Genomic DNA, 15,886 nt, shown 5'->3' with positions numbered 1-15,886 from the left:
TTAGGCACCTTACCGCTCCGCCTTCGAGGTGAGCGCAAACACGCTCGCGATGGCGCCGACGCCGAGCATGAGCAGCAGGCTCACCGCATTGATCGCCGGCGAGGCGCCCTCGCGCATCTGACCATACATGGCGATGGGCAGCGGCGCCTCGGAGCCCACGAGCATCAGGGTCGTGTTGAAGTTCTCGAACGACATCAGCAGCGCCACGAGCCCTGCGCCGATGAGCGCGGGGCTCAGGAAGGGCAGCGTGACGGTGCGCAGCACCCGGATGCGGCTGGCGCCGAGATCGAAGGCGGCTTCCTCCAGCGCGCGGTCGAACTTGCGCAGGCGCGCGGCGATGATGAGCGTCGCAATCGTGAGGATGAAGGAGAGCTGGCCCAGCACCACGAGGGGCAGGCCGGGGCGCAGGGCGTCGAGATCCGTCTGAAGCCAGTCCTCGAGCCCGTTCGCCATCCGCGAGAAGAAGGCAAGGATCGAGATGCCGAGCACCACACCGGGAATGACGAGGGGCCAGAGCATCATCATGGCGAGCACCGTCTTGCCGCGGAACTCGGCGCGCTCCAGCACCCAGGCATTCACCGTGCCGACGAGAACGGCGAGCAGCGCGACGGGGACGGCCACCTTGAAGCTGTTGCCGATGCTCTCGAGCCAGATCGGATCGACCAGCACGCCCGGCTTGCCGACGACGGCGCCGGAGCCCGTGAACCATTCGAGCGTGAAGCCGCGCCAGGGCGGCGACGGGAACGGGCTCGCATTGAAGGCGAAGATCGCCACGATGAGGAGCGGCGCGAACAGGAAGAGGTAGAACGCCGCGATGTAGAGCTTCCAGGCGAGGGACGGGCGGTTCATGGCGGTCAGGCCTGCTTCAGGGTGGTGCCGAGGCTCTGGCCCGTCAGGCGCAGGCCCAGCCACACGATGGCCGAGGAGAGCAGCAGGAGCAGCATGCCGAAGGCGGCTCCCTGAGGCCAGTTGAAGCGCGTGATGAACTGGGCGTAGATCTGCTCGGTGAACCACAGCCCGTTCTTGCCGCCGAGCAGCACCGGCGTGGCGAAATTGCCGACCGTGAGCATGAACACGATGATGCAGCCCGCGACGATGCCGGGCATGGCATGGGGAATGACGATGCGGCGCAACACCGTCCAGCGGCTGCCTCCGAGATCGAAGCCTGCTTCCACCACCGCAGGCTCCAGGCTTTCCAGGGCGTTGGCGAGTGGCACGATCATGAACAGCAGGCCGCCATAGACGAGGCCGAGGATCACCGCGCCGTCGTTGTAGAGAAGTTCGACCGGGCGGCCCGCAAGCCCTGCCGCCTGCAGCAGATAGGGGATCACCCCGCTCTCGCGCAGCAGGATCATCCAGCCCAACGTGCGCACAAGCTCCGAAACCCAGAACGGCAGCAGGCAGAGCAGCAGCAGCATCGCCTTGAGGCGCCCCTGCGCCACCCGGGCGATGTAGAGCGCGATGGGAAAGGCGAGCACGAGGGTGATCGCCGTGACCAGGATCGACATGGCTGCCGTGCGCGCGAAGGTGCGCCAGTAGAGCGGCTCGGTGAAGAATTCGAGATAGTTGCCGAAGCCGAACGCGTAGACCCGCGGCGCCACCCGCTCGCTGAAGGAGAGGACGAGGATCTCCACGTGCGGCAGCACGATGAGCAGCCCGAGCCACAGGATGGCGGGCGCGAGCAGCAGGAAGAGCGTGAGGCGCTGCGCCGGTTTCGCGCTCATGCGGCAAAGACCTTCATGGCATCCGCCGTCCAGCCGAGATGCACCGGCGCGCCGACCTCGATGCCGGCGAGCGGGCCGGCCTGGGGCAGCACGGCGCGCACGGGCTCGGCGAAGCCGGCCGTGTCGATGAGCAGGCTCGAAGCGGCGCCGTCGAAGAGCACGGCCGAGACGCGCCCCTCGAACCGGTTGGGCAGGTTGGCGAGAACCGACGGATCCTGCGCAAGCGCCACGGCCTCGGGGCGCACGAATGCGGACGCGGCCTGACCCGCCCTGCCCTGCCCGTGCAGCACGGCGCCGGATGGCAGCCGCATAGCGACGACACCGTTGGAAGCCGGAGCGGCCTCGCCCTGCCAGCGGTTCGTCTCGCCGACGAAGCTCGCGACGAAGGGTGTCGCCGGGCTGTGATAGAGCTCGCGCGGGCTGCCCACCTGCTCGAACCGGCCCTGGTTCATCACGGCGATGCGGTCGGACATGACCAGCGCCTCGGACTGGTCGTGCGTGATGTACGCGAAGGTCGTGTTGAAGGTCGCCTGCAGTTGCTTGAGCTCGATCTTCATGTGCTCGCGCAGCTTGAGGTCGAGCGCGCCGAGGGGCTCGTCGAGGAGAACCAGCGTGGGCTCCAGCACGAGGCAGCGGGCGATCGCCACGCGCTGCCGCTGGCCGCCCGAGAGCGCGGTCACGTGGCGATCACCGAAGCCCTTGAGGCCCACGCGCTCCAGCATGCGGTTGGCGCGCGCCTCGGCCTCGGCGCGGGACACGCCGCGGCAGGAGAGCCCATAGGCCACGTTCTCGCCCACGCTCATCATGGGAAAGAGCGCGAGGCTCTGGAACACCATGTTGACCGGACGCTTGTTGGCCGGAACGCCGATCATCGATTTACCACGGATGCGAATATCGCCGCTCGTCGGATGCTCGAACCCGGCAATCATGCGCATGAGGGTGGTCTTGCCGCAGCCGGAGGGTCCGAGGATCGAAAAGAACTCACCGGGGGCGACGCTGAAGCTCACGTCATCGACGGCGGCATGGGATCCGAAGCGCTTGGTGACGTTGACGATGTCGAGATCGGTGGGATGGGCCATGACGCTGCCAACACAAAGAGCATGCCCCGGCGAGCGCATCAGGCGGAACAGCGGAGCCGTTTTTCCGCTCGAACGATGCGCTCAATTTGAGAAGAATCATCGGACCCAAATGCGGTCGCCACTTTTGGGTCCGATGCTTGCCGGGGGATGCGATACAACAGGGTGGACGTTTACGAACCGGCCTTCAGGCGGTCGAGGATCTTGCCCTCGATCTCCTCGATGCCGGCGGGAACGGCCGGATACCACTTGATGTTGTCGATGGCGGCTTTCGGGAAGCTCTCGGCGAACTGATCCTTCAGCTTGCCCTGCATGAGCTTGTCGGCACCGTTCGAGGCCGTGAAGTTGCCGGCGGCGGCAGCGACCTTGGCTGCGATCTCGGGCCGCATGTTGAAGTTGATCCACTTGTAGGCGGCATCGTCATTGCGGCCCTTGGCGGGGATCGCGAAGGTATCGACCCAGCCCAGCGATCCCGACTTCGGCGCGATGAACTTCATGTCAGGATTTTCGGCATTGAGCTTCCATCCGCCCGTGTCCCACGCCATGGCGGCGACGATCTCGCCGGAACGCATGGCGTTGAGGAGCTGGTCCGAGCCCTCCCAGAAGAACTTCACGTTCTTCTTGCATTCGGCAAGCTTGGCGCCGACCTTCTCCATCATGGCCGTGTAGGCCTTCGTGTCATTATAGGCCGCGAAGGGATCCATGCCGTTGGCAAAGGCGAAGGCGATCAGCGCAGGCCGCTTGGCGCGGAAGCTGGTCTTTCCGGCGAGAGACGGGTCGCAGAGGTCGTTGTAGTCGGCGACCTTGGAGGCAGCCTTGGTGTTCACCACGAGGCCGTCCGTGCCCCAGATGTGGGGAACGCCGTAGACCTTGCCGTCGACGGTGGTGTTCTTCTTGGTCGCCTCGAGCATGGAGGCGATGAACTGGTCGGACTTGAGCTTGGAGAGATCGAGCGGCTTGTAGATGCCGAACTCCGCCTGCGGGCCGGCGATGCGGTCCTGGCTCGGCTGGGCGAGGTCGAAGCCGGCACCCTGGGTGGCGCGCAGCTTGGAGATCATCTCCTCGTTGTTGGAGGTGGTCACCTCGACTTCGATGCCGGTCTCCTTGGTGAACTGAGCCACGACATCGGCCGGCGCATAGCCCGACCAGGTCAGGAGCCGCAGCTTCTCGGCGGCCTCGGCCGATCCGACGACCATGAGAGCGGCAAAGGCAGTTGCCAGCTTCAGGCTGGCGCGTTTCGTCAACATCCTCGTCCTCCAGTGTGGTTGGGCTTTTACCCATGTTCCCCAGTTGCAAAACTATATGACACTTGCACGACGCGCTAGAGGTTTCGGAGCCGGCTCAGGAACGAGGTCCTCGGGCTGACAAGAGCGCCTCCCCCCGCTAAGGATGAGCTTAGCCGTTCCGGAGCCCGATGCGATGCGCACCTTCTACCCCGAAATAGAACCCTATGATCACGGCATGCTCGACGTCGGCGACGGGCACCGGATCTATTGGGAACTGTGCGGCAATCCGCAGGGCAAGCCCGTGGTCTTCCTGCACGGCGGCCCGGGCGGCGGCTGCACGCCGACGCAGCGCCGGCTGTTCGATCCGGAGAAGTACAGGATCCTGCTCTTCGACCAGCGCGGCTGCGGGCGCTCGACGCCCTATGCGAGCCTGGAGGCCAACACCACCTGGCATCTCGTGGCCGACATCGAGCGCCTGCGCGCCATGATCGGTGTGGACAAGTGGATGGTGTTCGGCGGCTCCTGGGGCTCGACCCTGGCGCTCGCCTATGCCGAGACGCACCCCGAGCGCGTCACCGAGCTCGTGCTGCGGGGCATCTTCACCCTCCGCCGCTCGGAGCTGCTCTGGTACTACCAGGAGGGTGCCTCCTGGATCTTCCCCGACAAGTGGGAGGGCTTCCTCGCGCCCATCCCTGAAGCAGAGCGCGGGGACCTGATGGCGGCCTACCGCAAGCGCCTGGTCGATCCCGATCCGGCCGTTCGGGCGAGAGCCGCGCGGGCCTGGAGCCTGTGGGAGGGCGAGACGATCACGCTCCTGCACAACCAGGGCTACAGCGACCAGTTCGGCGACGAGCACTACGCCATCGCCTTCGCCCGGATCGAGAACCACTACTTCGTCCACGAGGGCTGGTTCGAGGAGGGTCAGCTCATCCGCGACGCCCACCGCCTGAGAGGTATCCCAGGCGTGATCATCCAGGGCCGCTACGACATCGCCACGCCCCCCAAGACCGCGTGGGACCTGCACAAGGCCTGGCCCGAGGCCAGGTTCATCATGGTGCCGGATGCGGGCCACGCGGTGACCGAGCCCGGCATCCTGCACCATCTCATCGAGGCGACGGACGCGTTCGCGAGGTAAAAGCGACTAACAGAGCGTCATCCCGGACGAAGCGCAGCGAAGATCCGGGATCGCGTAACGAGTGTGGCGCTGTTCACCTCTCCCAGTGGGAGAGGTCGCGCCTTTAGGCGCGGGTGAGGGGTTACAGCCTCATCCGTGGAGGACACTCACCCCTCACCCCAACCCTCTCCCTCAGGGAGAGGGAGTGCGCTCTATCATGCACCCGATCCCGGATCGGCTTGCGCCGTCCGGGATGACAACCCTAAAAACCTACTTCGCGGTCCAGCCGCCATCCATCGACAGGTTGGTTCCCGTCATCTGGCTCGCGGCGTCCGAGCAGAGGAAGACGGCCAGCGCCGCCACCTGGTCGACGGTCACGAACTGCTTGGTGGGCTGCGCCTCGAGCAGGACGTCGTTGATCACCTGCTCGCGGGTGAGGCCGCGGGCCTTCATGGTGTCGGGGATCTGGTTCTCGACCAGCGGCGTCCAGACATAGCCGGGGCTGATGCAGTTGACCGTGATGCCATGGGTGGCGAGTTCCAGCGCCACCGTCTTGGTGAGGCCCGCGATGCCGTGCTTGGCGGCCACGTAGGCCGACTTGAAGGGCGAGGCCACCAGCGAATGGGCCGAGGCCGTGTTGATGATGCGGCCCCACTTGCGCGCCTTCATGCCGGGCACGGCGGCGCGGATGGCGTGGAAGGCGGAGGACAGGTTGACGGCGATGATCTGGTCCCATTTCTCGACCGGGAAATCCTCCACCGGCGAGACGAACTGGATGCCCGCGTTGTTGACCAGGATGTCGACGCCCCCGAAGGTGCGCTCGCCCAGGCGCACCATCTCCTCGATCTCATCGCTTTTCAGCATGTTGGCCGGCGAATAGACGGCCTTGACGCCGAACTCGCTCTCGATGGCGGCGCGGGTCTTCTCGATCGCGGCTTCGTCGCCCAAGCCGTTGAGCACGACGTTGGCGCCCTCCTTGGCGAGTGCCCGGGCAATGGCCAGGCCGATGCCGCTGGTCGAACCGGTGACGACGGCGGTCTTGGATGTCAGGGTCATGGTCTACTCCGCGTGGGCCTGGGCTGCAGGCTACAGGTGAGAGGTGGCATACAGAAGCCATGGGCGGGGGTGAGCCTAGCAAAAAGGAGGATGGAAGGCAGACGTCCCGTGCGCTTCGCCCATGAGCGGCTTGCATGTCCTGCGCTCTTGACCCGGCCCCGCCTCTCGGGCCTCCATGGAAAAGACGAGATGCCGTTTCGTCAAACGGAGTGGGGGCCCGGTGCAGACACCCAAGATACTTCCCTGCGGCGACAGCGCCCTGACCGTCGAGTTCGGGAGCGTTATCGACCCGGATCTCAACGGGATGGTCCTGGCGCTCGACGAGATCGTCCGCGCCCGTGCCCCGGCCGGGCTGATCGAGACCGTGCCGACCTACCGCTCGCTCACGATTCAGTTCGATCCGGTGGAAACCGACTATGATGTCCTGGTGGGGCTCCTCACGGAGGCGACGAAGGACCTCGCCCCACGCAACTCGGTGGGCCGACGCTGGCGCGTGCCGGTGGTCTACGGCGGCGAATACGGCAGCGACCTGGAGGAGGTCGCCGGGATCCACGGCCTGACTCCGAACCAGGTGATCGAGATTCACTCATCTGCCGTCTACCGCATCTACATGATCGGTTTTCTGCCAGGCTTCACCTATCTCGGCGGCCTCGACAGGCGGATCGCCACGTCCCGTCGGCTTCATCCTCGGGCAAAAATCCCGGCTGGCACGATCATGATCGGCGGCGAGCAGGCGGGTATCGCTCCCATGGACATGCCGAGCGGCTGGCACAATCTCGGCCTGACCCCCGTCCGGCCCTACGCGCCGGAGCGCGATCCGGTCTTCCTGTTCGCGGCCGGCGACGAGATCGTCTTCGAGCCCGTCGATGCCTCGCGCTGGGATGCAATGGAGAAGGCTGCGCGCGCCGGCGAGCCCGTGGCAGAGGAGATCCGCCCATGATCGACCTCACGGTGAAATCCTGCGGCCCCATGACGGCACTGCAGGATCGGGGCCGCCTCGGCTACCAGCGCTTCGGCGTCTCGCCGTCCGGCGCCATGGACCCGCGGGCGCTCGCCCTGGCCAATGCCCTGGTCGGCAACCCGCCGGAGACGGCGGCGATCGAGTTCGTCAATCTCGGCGGCACGTTTGCCTGCGAGGGCGGCCCCCTCCGCCTCGCCCTCGCCGGGGCCGGCGCGCCCCTGAAGATCGACGGAACCCCCGTGCCGCCGCTCACTTCCGCTCTCCTGCAGGAGGGACAGGTCCTGGAAGTCGGGCATCCGCGCAGCGGCACCTTCGCCTATCTCGCCGTGGCCGGGGGCTATGCCGTCGAGCCGCAATTGGGCAGCCTCTCGTTCCACCTGCGCTCCCGCCTCGGCGGCCTGAAGGGCGCTCCGCTCCAGGCTGAAAATCGCCTGCCCTGCCGGCCGGAGGCACAGGCGGGCGCGCCGATGCAGCTGAGTGTCGACATCCCTGAAGACACCGGCCCGATCCGGGTCATGCTCGGGCCGCAGGACGATTACTTCACGCCTGAAAGCATTCGCTTGTTCCTGGAAAGCGAATTCACCATCAGCTCCCAGGCCGACCGGATGGGCTTCCAGCTCACCGGGCCCAAGCTCGATCACGCCAAGGGGTTCAACATCGTTTCGGACGGGATCGTGGCCGGACACATTCAGGTGCCGGGCAGCGGCCAGCCGATCGTGCTGATGCGCGACCGGCAGACGGCGGGCGGCTATCCGAAGATCGCGACCGTCATCAGCGCGGACCTTCCCCGCCTTGCCCAGCTGCGCCCCGGCGCAGGCGTACGCTTCAGGGCCGTGGAGCGGGAGGAGGCCGTGGCGGCTGCGCGCCAGCTGAGGGACTGGATCGCGTCCCTTCCCTCGAAGCTCGAACCCATGCACTTCAGCCTGACGACGGAGCATCTCCTGAGCCGCAACCTGATCGGCGGCACGGTCGACGCGCTCTCGTCCGCCGCACACGACTAAAAAGGGCGCCGGTCCGGCGCCCTTCCCGTTCACTGTGTTCTGACGCCGCTCTCGTCGATGCGGTCTGTGGCGCCCGCGGCCTTTGCCTCGCGGCGGCGCTCGTGCAGGATCCATTCCGTGTAGCCGTTGGGCTGTTCCGCGCCCTTGAAGACGAGATCGCAGGCGGCCTGGAAGGCGGGGCCGTCGAAGCCCGGCGCCATCGGGCGGTAGAGCGGGTCGCCCGCATTCTGCCGGTCCACCACCTCCGCCATGCGCCGCAGGGTCTGCATCACCTGGTCCTGCGTGACGATGCCATGGCGCAGCCAGTTGGCGAGGTGCTGGCTTGAGATGCGCAGCGTCGCCCGGTCCTCCATCAGGCCCACATCGTGGATGTCCGGCACCTTCGAGCAGCCGACGCCCTGGTCGACCCAGCGCACCACGTAGCCCAGGATACCCTGGCAGTTGTTGTCGAGCTCCTGCTGCACCGCATCCGGCGCCCAGTTGGACTGCGACACCGGGATGGTGAGGATGTCCGAGAGCTTTGCGCGCGGGCGCGACTTCAGCTCGGCCTGACGCGCCTGCACGCTCACCTGATGGTAGTGCAGCGCATGCAGGGTCGCGGCGGTGGGCGACGGTACCCAGGCCGTGGTGGCGCCGGCCTGCGGGTGGCCGATCTTCTGGGCCAGCATGTCGGCCATCTTGTCGGGCGCGGCCCACATGCCCTTGCCGATCTGCGCCTTGCCGGGCAGGCCGCAGCCTAAGCCCACATCCACGTTGTTGTCCTCATAGGCCTTGATCCAGGCCGTCGACTTCATGTCGTTCTTGCGGATCATCGGGCCGGCTTCCATGGAGGTGTGGATCTCGTCGCCCGTGCGGTCCAGGAAGCCGGTGTTGATGAACACGATGCGCTCGCTCGCGGCCTGGATGCATGCCTTGAGGTTGACCGAGGTGCGCCGCTCCTCGTCCATGATGCCCATCTTGAGGGTGTTGCGGGGAAGTCCCAGCATGTCCTCGACGCCGGCGAAGAGGTCATTGGCGAAGGCCACCTCGTCCGGCCCGTGCATCTTGGGCTTCACGATATAGACGGAGCCGGCGCGGCTGTTGCGCAGGGGACCCGAGCCCTTCAGGTCGTGGACGGCGATCAGCGAGGTGACGGCCGCATCGAGGATGGTTTCAGGGATCTCATCGCCCGCCTCGTCGAGCACCGCATCGGTGAACATGTGGTGGCCCACATTGCGCACCAGCATGAGGCTGCGCCCGTGGAGCCGCAGTTCGCCGCCGTTCACGGAGGTATAGATCCGGTCCGGGTTGAGCCTGCGCTCGACGGTCTTGCCGCCCTTCTCGAAGCTCTCGGTGAGGTCGCCCTTCATCAGGCCGAGCCAGGTGCGGTAGACCTGCACCTTGTCCTCGGCATCTACCGCCGCCACCGAGTCCTCCAGGTCCATGATGGTGGAGACCGCCGATTCCATCACCACGTCGGCGATGCCGGCCGGGTCCTCGGCTCCGATGGGGTGCGAGCGGTCGATGCGGATGTCGAGGTGCAGGTTGTTGTGGCGCAGCAGCACGGACGAGGGGCGACCCGCCTCGCCCTGGTAGCCGACGAGCTGGGCAGGGTCGGCAAGCCCTGTTTCGGTGCCGTCCTGAAGCGTCACGATCAGCGCGCTGCCCTGGATGGCATAGGAGGCCGCGTCCCGGTGGCTGCCGCCGGCGAGCGGCGCCGCCTGGTCGAGCACCTCGCGGGCGCGGGCGACGACCTTGGCGCCACGGGCCTTGTTGTAGCCGCCGGAGCGGGTGGCTCCATCGTCCTCCGGAATGGCATCCGTGCCGTAGAGGGCATCGTAGAGGCTGCCCCAGCGGGCATTGGCGGCGTTCAGCGCATAGCGGGCGTTGGAGACCGGCACCACGAGCTGCGGACCGGCAATGCGGGCGATCTCGTCGTCCACGTTCTGCGTCCGGACGGCAAAATCCTCGGGCTCCGGCAGCACATAGCCGATATCGCGCAGGAACCGCTCATACTCGGCCTGATCGAAAGCTTGGCCCTTTCGGGCGCGGTGATATTCGTCGATCTGGGCCTGGATCCTGTCGCGCACAGCGAGAAGTTCCCGGTCGCGGGGCGCGAATTCCCGGACGAGCCCGGCCAGGCCCCTCCAGAAGGCATCGGCCGAGACTCCGGTATAGGCCAGTGCCTCCCGCTCGATGAACTCGTGAAGAACCGGGGCAACCTGGAGGCCGTTGGTCTGGATGCGCGTCATCGTTCCCGCTTTCGGTGGATTTGAGGATCCTGGCCTTAGCTTAAGGCGGGGGAACTAAAAATGAAGATCACCGCGCTTTCCATGAGACGAAGGGCTGATGGAAGCGCGTCGCCAACAAAAAAGCCGCCTGAAGCGGCGGCCTTTTTTGGAAGGATTTGGTGGAGCTGAGCGGGATCGAACCGCTGACCTCGTGAATGCCATTCACGCGCTCTCCCAACTGAGCTACAGCCCCATCTGAGCTGCGGCGTTTGGGGCGCCGCAGGGGTCGCTGCCGAAGCAGAGGCGGCTTCTATAGTCGCCTCTGCTCCCGGGTTCAAGCCTCTTCGTCGTCTTCCAGATCGCTGTCGATCAGATCCGACACGTCGTCGTCGCCCTCCTCCTCATCCTCGAGGAAGGTGTCGTCATCGGCCACGTCGTCGCCCACGTCGATGTCATCGTCGACCGGGATGTCCTTGTCCGCCTCGCCGGCCTCGACCTCATCGAGGGAGACGAGCTCCGGCCCCACCGATTCGAGCTCGACCTCGTCGTCATCGACCTGGCGGGCGACGGCCGGCGCCGCCGCGCGGCTCATGCCCACGGCCTGGAAAACGGTGCCGCATTTCGGGCAGACCGCCGGGTCCTTGTTGAGATCGTAGAATTTTGCGCCGCAGCTCATGCACTGGCGCTTCAAGCCGAGTTCCGGTTTGGCCACGGGAGATTGCCTTGATCAGTGTGAATGGTCGGGAAGGCTCCGTTAGTCGCGAAGGGGATGGCTTGTCAAATAGGAAATTGCCGGAGGGGACGCTCCGGCCAGCTTGCGCGTGACGGCGAGAAAACGCCGTGTTAGGAGCCCGCCCTGACGAGAAGGCTCAAGGAACCCCAGAGATGTCGCACGCGCATGGATCGCCGTCCCCGGTCGCCAGCAGGTCCGGAACGCCCCTGAAGGGGCGCCTGCGCGTTCCCGGCGACAAGTCGATCTCCCACCGTTCCATGATCTTCGGCCTGCTCTCCATCGGCGAGACCCGGGTCGAGGGGCTCCTGGAAGGCGACGACGTCCTACGCACGGCGGAAGCCTGCCGGGCGCTCGGCGCCACCATCACCCGCGAGGCTCCCGGCCGCTGGCGGATCGCCGGCGTGGGCATCGGCGGCCTGAAGGAGCCCTCCGGCGTGCTCGATTTCGGCAATGCAGGCACCGGCTCGCGCCTGATGATGGGCGTGGCGGGCAGTCACCCGATCACCTCGACCTTCGATGGCGACGCTTCCCTGCGCAAGCGCCCCATGCGCCGGATCCTCGACCCTCTGACCAGGATGGGGGTGACCGTGGTGAGCGAGGCCGAAGGCGGACGGGTGCCCCTGACCCTGCGCGGCCCCCGGGAGACGGTCCCGATCACCTACGAGACCCCGGCCGCCTCGGCCCAGATCAAGTCCGCGATCCTCCTCGCCGGCCTCAATTCCCCAGGCCGGACCACCGTGATCGAGCGCGAGGCGACCCGAGACCACACGGAACGGATGCTGCGCCATTTCGGGGCGAGCGTGGAAGTCGTCACCCATGGCGCCGAGGGCCGTGCCATCACCCTGCAGGGCCAACCGGAGCTGCGCGGCACCGACATCGTGGTGCCCTCCGACCCCTCCTCGGCCGCCTTCCCCCTGGTGGCGGCGCTGATCACCCCCGGCTCGGACGTGGTAATCGAGGGCGTGATGATGAACCCCCTGCGCACCGGCCTCATCACCACGCTCCTGGAGATGGGCGCCGCCATCGAGCGCCTGAACGAGCGCGACGAAGGCGGCGAGACGGTGGCAGACCTGCGCGTCCGGCACAGCCGGCTTACCGGCGTCACCGTTCCCCACGGCCGAGCTCCTTCCATGATCGACGAGTACCCGATCCTGGCGGTCGCGGCCTCCTTTGCCGACGGCACGACCCGGATGCAGGGCCTGCACGAGCTCAGGGTGAAGGAATCCGACCGCCTAGCGGCCGTGGCCGCCGGCCTCGAGCAGGCGGGCGTCGCGCACGAGATCGAGGGCGACGACCTCATCGTCCACGGCTCCGGCGGCAAGGTCCGCGGCGGCGGCAGCCCGGTCGCCACCCATCTGGACCACCGCATCGCCATGTCCTTCCTGGTCATGGGCCTGGCGAGCGCCGAGCCCATGACGGTGGACGACGGCGCCATGATCGCGACGAGCTTCCCCACCTTCATCCCGCTCATGCGGGAACTCGGTGCCGCGATCCAGGACTGAGCCGGCCATGATCATCGCCATCGACGGCCCCGCCGCCTCGGGCAAGGGCACCCTCGGCAAGCGCCTCGCGGAGCATTACGGCTTCGCCCATCTCGACACGGGGCTCCTCTACCGGGCGGTCGCCCGGGTCCTCATGGACCGGAACATCCCCCTCGCGGACAGGGAGGCGGCAACGGAAGTCGCGCTCAACCTCGACGTCTCGCACCTGGAGGACGATTCCCGACTCCGGGGCGCGGCCATGGGCGAGGCCGCCTCGGTGGTCTCCGCCTACCAGCCGGTGCGTAATGCGCTCCTCGCCTTCCAGCGCGGCTTCGGGGCCCAGGCCTCGGGCGCGGTGCTCGACGGACGGGATATCGGCACTGTCGTCAGGCCCGATGCCGACGTGAAGCTCTTCATCACCGCCGCTCCCGAGGAGCGGGCCCGGCGCCGGCACCGCGAGCTTCTCGGCCGGGGCGAGCAGGCGGAATACGAGAGGATCCTGGAGGATATCCGCCGCCGGGACGAGCGGGACATGAACCGCAGCACCGCCCCGCTGAAGGCGGCCGCCGACGCCGTCACCCTCGACACGACCCATCTCGACCCGGACGCCGCCTTCCAGGAGGCGCTCAAGATCGTGGAGGCCAAGCGCCCATAGGGCTCTGGTCTCAGGACAACCTTGCCTTAATTTCAGAAGCTGGCACAGTCTTCCGACCAACCCGGCTCCCTGCAAGGAGGCTCCGATGGTTCGTTCCGGCTTCATCCGCCTAGCCGCTGGCCTCGCCTGCCTGTGGGTGCTTCTCGCGCCTCCTGCCCAGGCCCAGGCCGACAAGGACGTCGACCTCGCTCTCGTGGTTGCCGTCGACATCTCCTTCTCCATGGACACGGACGAGCAGGCCTTGCAGCGGGAGGGCTTCGCTCAAGCGTTCCGCTCCAAGCAAGTCCACGATGCAATCCGTAACGGAATGCTGGGGCGGATCGCCGTCACCTACATGGAATGGGCCGGTTCGCCGGATCAGAAGGTGATCGTGCCCTGGACGATCCTCGACAATTCCGAGAGCCTGATGGCCTTTGCCGAGAGGATCGCCTCGACGCCGCTGCGCCGGGCGCAGCGAACCTCGATCTCCAGCGCCATCGACTTCAGCGTGAAGCTTCTGGGGGAGAGCGGGCTCAATGCCACGCGGCAGGTGATCGACATCTCCGGCGACGGCCCCAACAACCAGGGGCGCTTCGTGCTGGAGGCGCGCGACGAAGCCGTGGCCAAGGGCATCACCATCAACGGGCTGCCGATCATGCTGCGCCAGCCCGGCTATCTCGACATTCCGGACCTCGACATCTACTACAAGGACTGCGTGATCGGCGGCCAGGGCGCGTTCACGGTCCCGGTTCGGGAGCGCGACCAGTTCGTGGAGGCGATCAAGACAAAGATCCTGCTCGAGATTGCCAACCTCATGCCCGACCAGCCCCTGATCAGCCGTGTTCAGACCCCTTCGCGCACCAACTGCCTCGCCGGCGAGATGCAGTGGCGTGACCGCTGGAGCAATTGAGCAGTTCTTCCCATGAAACAGATGACCCTGGCGCTCGTGGCCCACGACGCCAAGAAGGACGACATGGCCGAATTTGCCGCCATGTACGAAAGCGACCTTCGCCCCTTCTCCCTCTTCGCCACGGGAACGACCGGTGGGCGCGTGATGGAGCGCTGCCCTTCGCTTTCCGTCACCAGGCTCAAGAGCGGTCCGCTCGGAGGCGACCAGCAGATCGGCGCGATGATCGCGGAGGGCCGCATCGACGCCCTGTTCTTCTTTGTCGATCCCCTCTCGCCGCACCCGCACGACGTGGACGTAAAGGCCCTGATGCGCCTTGCGCTCGTCTATGACATTCCCATGGCGCTCAACCGCGCCACGGCGGGACGGTTGATCGAGTCGTTCAGGGACTAGGGGCAGGGCCCAATCGGATGGGCTGGACGTGCGAACCTCGCGGCTGGCCGCCCACGACTCTGTACCAACAGCCTCAACGTCTTACGCACTTGCCCGCCGATAGAGAGCCAGGGAACCTGCCAGGGTCAGGAGGGCAGCGCCGCAAATCCGATCCAGCCAAAGAGCTCCGGAGCGCTTCAGAACACGCATAGCCTGTGAGCCGAGAACGGCATAGGCCAGCATGATCAGGAAATCGAGGGAGGCGAAGATCAGCGCCAGCACTACATATTGCGGCACTTGAGGTGAGGTCGGGACGATGAACTGGGGTAGGAACGCGGAGAAGAACAGATAACCCTTCGGATTGGTAATCGCCACGAGAAGACTCTTGAGGAAAAGCGAACGCGGGGTACCCGGTCCGCCATCTGTCGCCGCATGGAGGGATGGGTCGAGCGTCCCTTTCGAGCGCAGCAGCATGATCCCGAGATAGGCTAGGTACCCGACCCCGAGCCACTTCACGAGAGAGAACCAGAACTCGGAGGCGGCGAGCAACGCGCCGAGCCCCAATGCAACGGCGCCGATCAGGATAAAGTCCGAAACCACTGCGCCGGCCATCCCGTAGCATGCCCGCGACACGCCGTAGCGCGAGCCGTTGGTCAATGCCAATAAGACTGTAGGTCCGGGGGTTGCAATGCCGACGAACGCCACCAGTGCGAAGGCGAGAAGGGTCAGGCTGTTCATGAGAGCTCCTTCCGAGCATTGTCCCCGACTTTTAACTGATTCGGTCGTCTGTCTGTTATCAGGACAGCAGTCCTTGCAAGACTCAAGGCCACCCTTCCGGGTTTTTTGCTCAAGGGCCGATTAGCACCAGAACGCGATGATGGTGGCCAGCGCAACGGCGGAAGCGAAGTTGGCTGCAAAATTGTCGTAGCGGATTGCGAGGCGCCGGAAGTCCTTTAGGCGGCAGAACGCTGCCTCGATGCGCCAGCGCTCGCAATAATGCAACGGGTCGTGCCGAAACCGAGCGCTTGCAGGAACGCGTCCCAGGGAGCACGGGCAGGATGCTGTTCGCCTTCAGATCGCGGCGCAGGTTGTTGGCGCCGTAGGTCCGATCTGCGACAAGCCGCTTAAGGCGGCCCGGTGCGGCTGCGATCACCGCAGGCGCAGTCCTCACGTCCGAGGCGTTGCCCGCAGTCAGGTTGATGACGGCTGGCCGCCCGAGAACGTCAGCAAGGATGTGGATCTTGGTGGTCTGACCGCCGCGCGACGGGTCGGTTCTTTGGCGTGAACGGCTCCAGCACTGCTCATTGCTCATCCGAGAGCCAAAATAGGTCCGCCAGTGCCATCCCCATCGTCACTGCAAGGCAGTAGTCTGAGCGGAATCACTGAGCCTG

General features: G+C 66.3%; 15 protein-coding genes, 1 tRNA gene and 1 pseudogene. 7 read left to right on the top strand and 10 right to left on the bottom strand.

From position 1 onward, the window contains the following. Positions 1–9 precede the first annotated feature (9 nt). The 4 genes from GR303_RS11685 to GR303_RS11670 all read right to left on the bottom strand — a co-directional run bounded on the left by GR303_RS11685 (position 10) and on the right by GR303_RS11670 (position 4,047). A complete protein-coding gene (locus tag GR303_RS11685) occupies positions 10–849 on the bottom strand; it encodes an ABC transporter permease (RefSeq protein ID WP_161723398.1) in 840 nt (279 codons plus the stop codon). 5 nt (positions 850–854) lie between these two features. Then, on the bottom strand, positions 855–1,724 hold the full coding sequence (locus GR303_RS11680; protein ID WP_161723397.1) for an ABC transporter permease: 870 nt from the start codon (positions 1,722–1,724) through the stop codon (positions 855–857). Then, a complete protein-coding gene (locus tag GR303_RS11675) occupies positions 1,721–2,803 on the bottom strand; it encodes an ABC transporter ATP-binding protein (protein WP_161723396.1) in 1,083 nt (360 codons plus the stop codon). Before GR303_RS11675 ends, GR303_RS11680 begins: the two co-directional genes overlap by 4 nt. 170 nt (positions 2,804–2,973) lie before the next feature. Further along, entirely contained in the window at positions 2,974–4,047 is a 1,074-nt protein-coding gene (locus GR303_RS11670; RefSeq protein WP_161723395.1) for an extracellular solute-binding protein, read from the bottom strand. Between the two features lie 172 nt (positions 4,048–4,219). On the opposite strand from GR303_RS11670, the gene pip reads away from it, so the two are divergent. After that, positions 4,220–5,161: a prolyl aminopeptidase gene (gene pip, locus GR303_RS11665; RefSeq protein ID WP_201752022.1), complete on the top strand. Its 942-nt coding sequence runs from the start codon at positions 4,220–4,222 to the stop codon at positions 5,159–5,161. A gap of 249 nt (positions 5,162–5,410) precedes the next feature. Here pip and GR303_RS11660 read toward each other — a convergent pair whose 3' ends face one another. Further along, positions 5,411–6,196: a 3-hydroxybutyrate dehydrogenase gene (locus GR303_RS11660; protein WP_161723393.1), complete on the bottom strand. Its 786-nt coding sequence runs from the start codon at positions 6,194–6,196 to the stop codon at positions 5,411–5,413. Between the two features lie 220 nt (positions 6,197–6,416). Between GR303_RS11660 and pxpB the strand changes: the two genes are divergently transcribed. Further along, positions 6,417–7,136: a 5-oxoprolinase subunit PxpB gene (gene pxpB / locus GR303_RS11655; RefSeq protein ID WP_343038454.1), complete on the top strand. Its 720-nt coding sequence runs from the start codon at positions 6,417–6,419 to the stop codon at positions 7,134–7,136. Next, entirely contained in the window at positions 7,133–8,158 is a 1,026-nt protein-coding gene (locus GR303_RS11650) for a 5-oxoprolinase subunit C family protein (RefSeq protein WP_161723391.1), read from the top strand. The genes pxpB and GR303_RS11650 overlap by 4 nt, the downstream gene beginning before the upstream one ends. Before the next feature lie 29 nt (positions 8,159–8,187). Here GR303_RS11650 and GR303_RS11645 read toward each other — a convergent pair whose 3' ends face one another. The 3 genes from GR303_RS11645 to GR303_RS11635 all read right to left on the bottom strand — a co-directional run bounded on the left by GR303_RS11645 (position 8,188) and on the right by GR303_RS11635 (position 11,080). After that, positions 8,188–10,389 carry a malate synthase G gene (locus GR303_RS11645; RefSeq protein WP_161723390.1) on the bottom strand — a complete coding sequence of 734 codons (2,202 nt, stop codon included), beginning with the start codon at positions 10,387–10,389 and terminating at the stop codon, positions 8,188–8,190. Between the two features lie 156 nt (positions 10,390–10,545). Beyond that, a tRNA-Ala gene (locus GR303_RS11640) sits at positions 10,546–10,621 on the bottom strand. A gap of 81 nt (positions 10,622–10,702) precedes the next feature. After that, positions 10,703–11,080 carry a TIGR02300 family protein gene (locus tag GR303_RS11635; protein WP_161723389.1) on the bottom strand — a complete coding sequence of 126 codons (378 nt, stop codon included), beginning with the start codon at positions 11,078–11,080 and terminating at the stop codon, positions 10,703–10,705. Between the two features lie 173 nt (positions 11,081–11,253). Here GR303_RS11635 and aroA point away from each other — a divergent pair, with 173 nt between their 5' ends. The 4 genes from aroA to GR303_RS11615 all read left to right on the top strand — a co-directional run bounded on the left by aroA (position 11,254) and on the right by GR303_RS11615 (position 14,516). Continuing rightward, entirely contained in the window at positions 11,254–12,603 is a 1,350-nt protein-coding gene (gene aroA / locus GR303_RS11630) for a 3-phosphoshikimate 1-carboxyvinyltransferase (protein ID WP_161723388.1), read from the top strand. A 7-nt stretch (positions 12,604–12,610) separates the two neighbouring features. Further along, entirely contained in the window at positions 12,611–13,237 is a 627-nt protein-coding gene (gene cmk / locus GR303_RS11625; RefSeq protein ID WP_161723387.1) for a (d)CMP kinase, read from the top strand. Positions 13,238–13,322: 85 nt separating this feature from the next. Continuing rightward, the gene (locus GR303_RS11620) at positions 13,323–14,126 is read left to right on the top strand and encodes a DUF1194 domain-containing protein (RefSeq protein WP_161723386.1); all 804 of its coding nucleotides are present in this window, start codon (positions 13,323–13,325) and stop codon (positions 14,124–14,126) included. Positions 14,127–14,138: 12 nt separating this feature from the next. After that, the gene (locus GR303_RS11615; RefSeq protein WP_161723385.1) at positions 14,139–14,516 is read left to right on the top strand and encodes a methylglyoxal synthase; all 378 of its coding nucleotides are present in this window, start codon (positions 14,139–14,141) and stop codon (positions 14,514–14,516) included. 81 nt (positions 14,517–14,597) lie between these two features. On the opposite strand, the gene GR303_RS11610 is transcribed toward GR303_RS11615, so the two are convergent. Further along, a complete protein-coding gene (locus GR303_RS11610) occupies positions 14,598–15,233 on the bottom strand; it encodes a LysE family translocator (RefSeq protein ID WP_161723384.1) in 636 nt (211 codons plus the stop codon). A gap of 120 nt (positions 15,234–15,353) precedes the next feature. Next, a pseudogene (locus GR303_RS24715) lies at positions 15,354–15,774 on the bottom strand (IS5 family transposase); the annotation flags it as partial. Between the last annotated feature and the right edge of the window lie 112 nt (positions 15,775–15,886).

The sequence above is a fragment of the Microvirga arsenatis genome, from assembly GCF_009910705.1.
In the GTDB taxonomy this organism is placed as follows: domain Bacteria; phylum Pseudomonadota; class Alphaproteobacteria; order Rhizobiales; family Beijerinckiaceae; genus Microvirga; species Microvirga arsenatis.
Note: the sequence above shows the minus strand (reverse complement) of the source record. Positions and strands in the feature narration are given on the sequence as shown.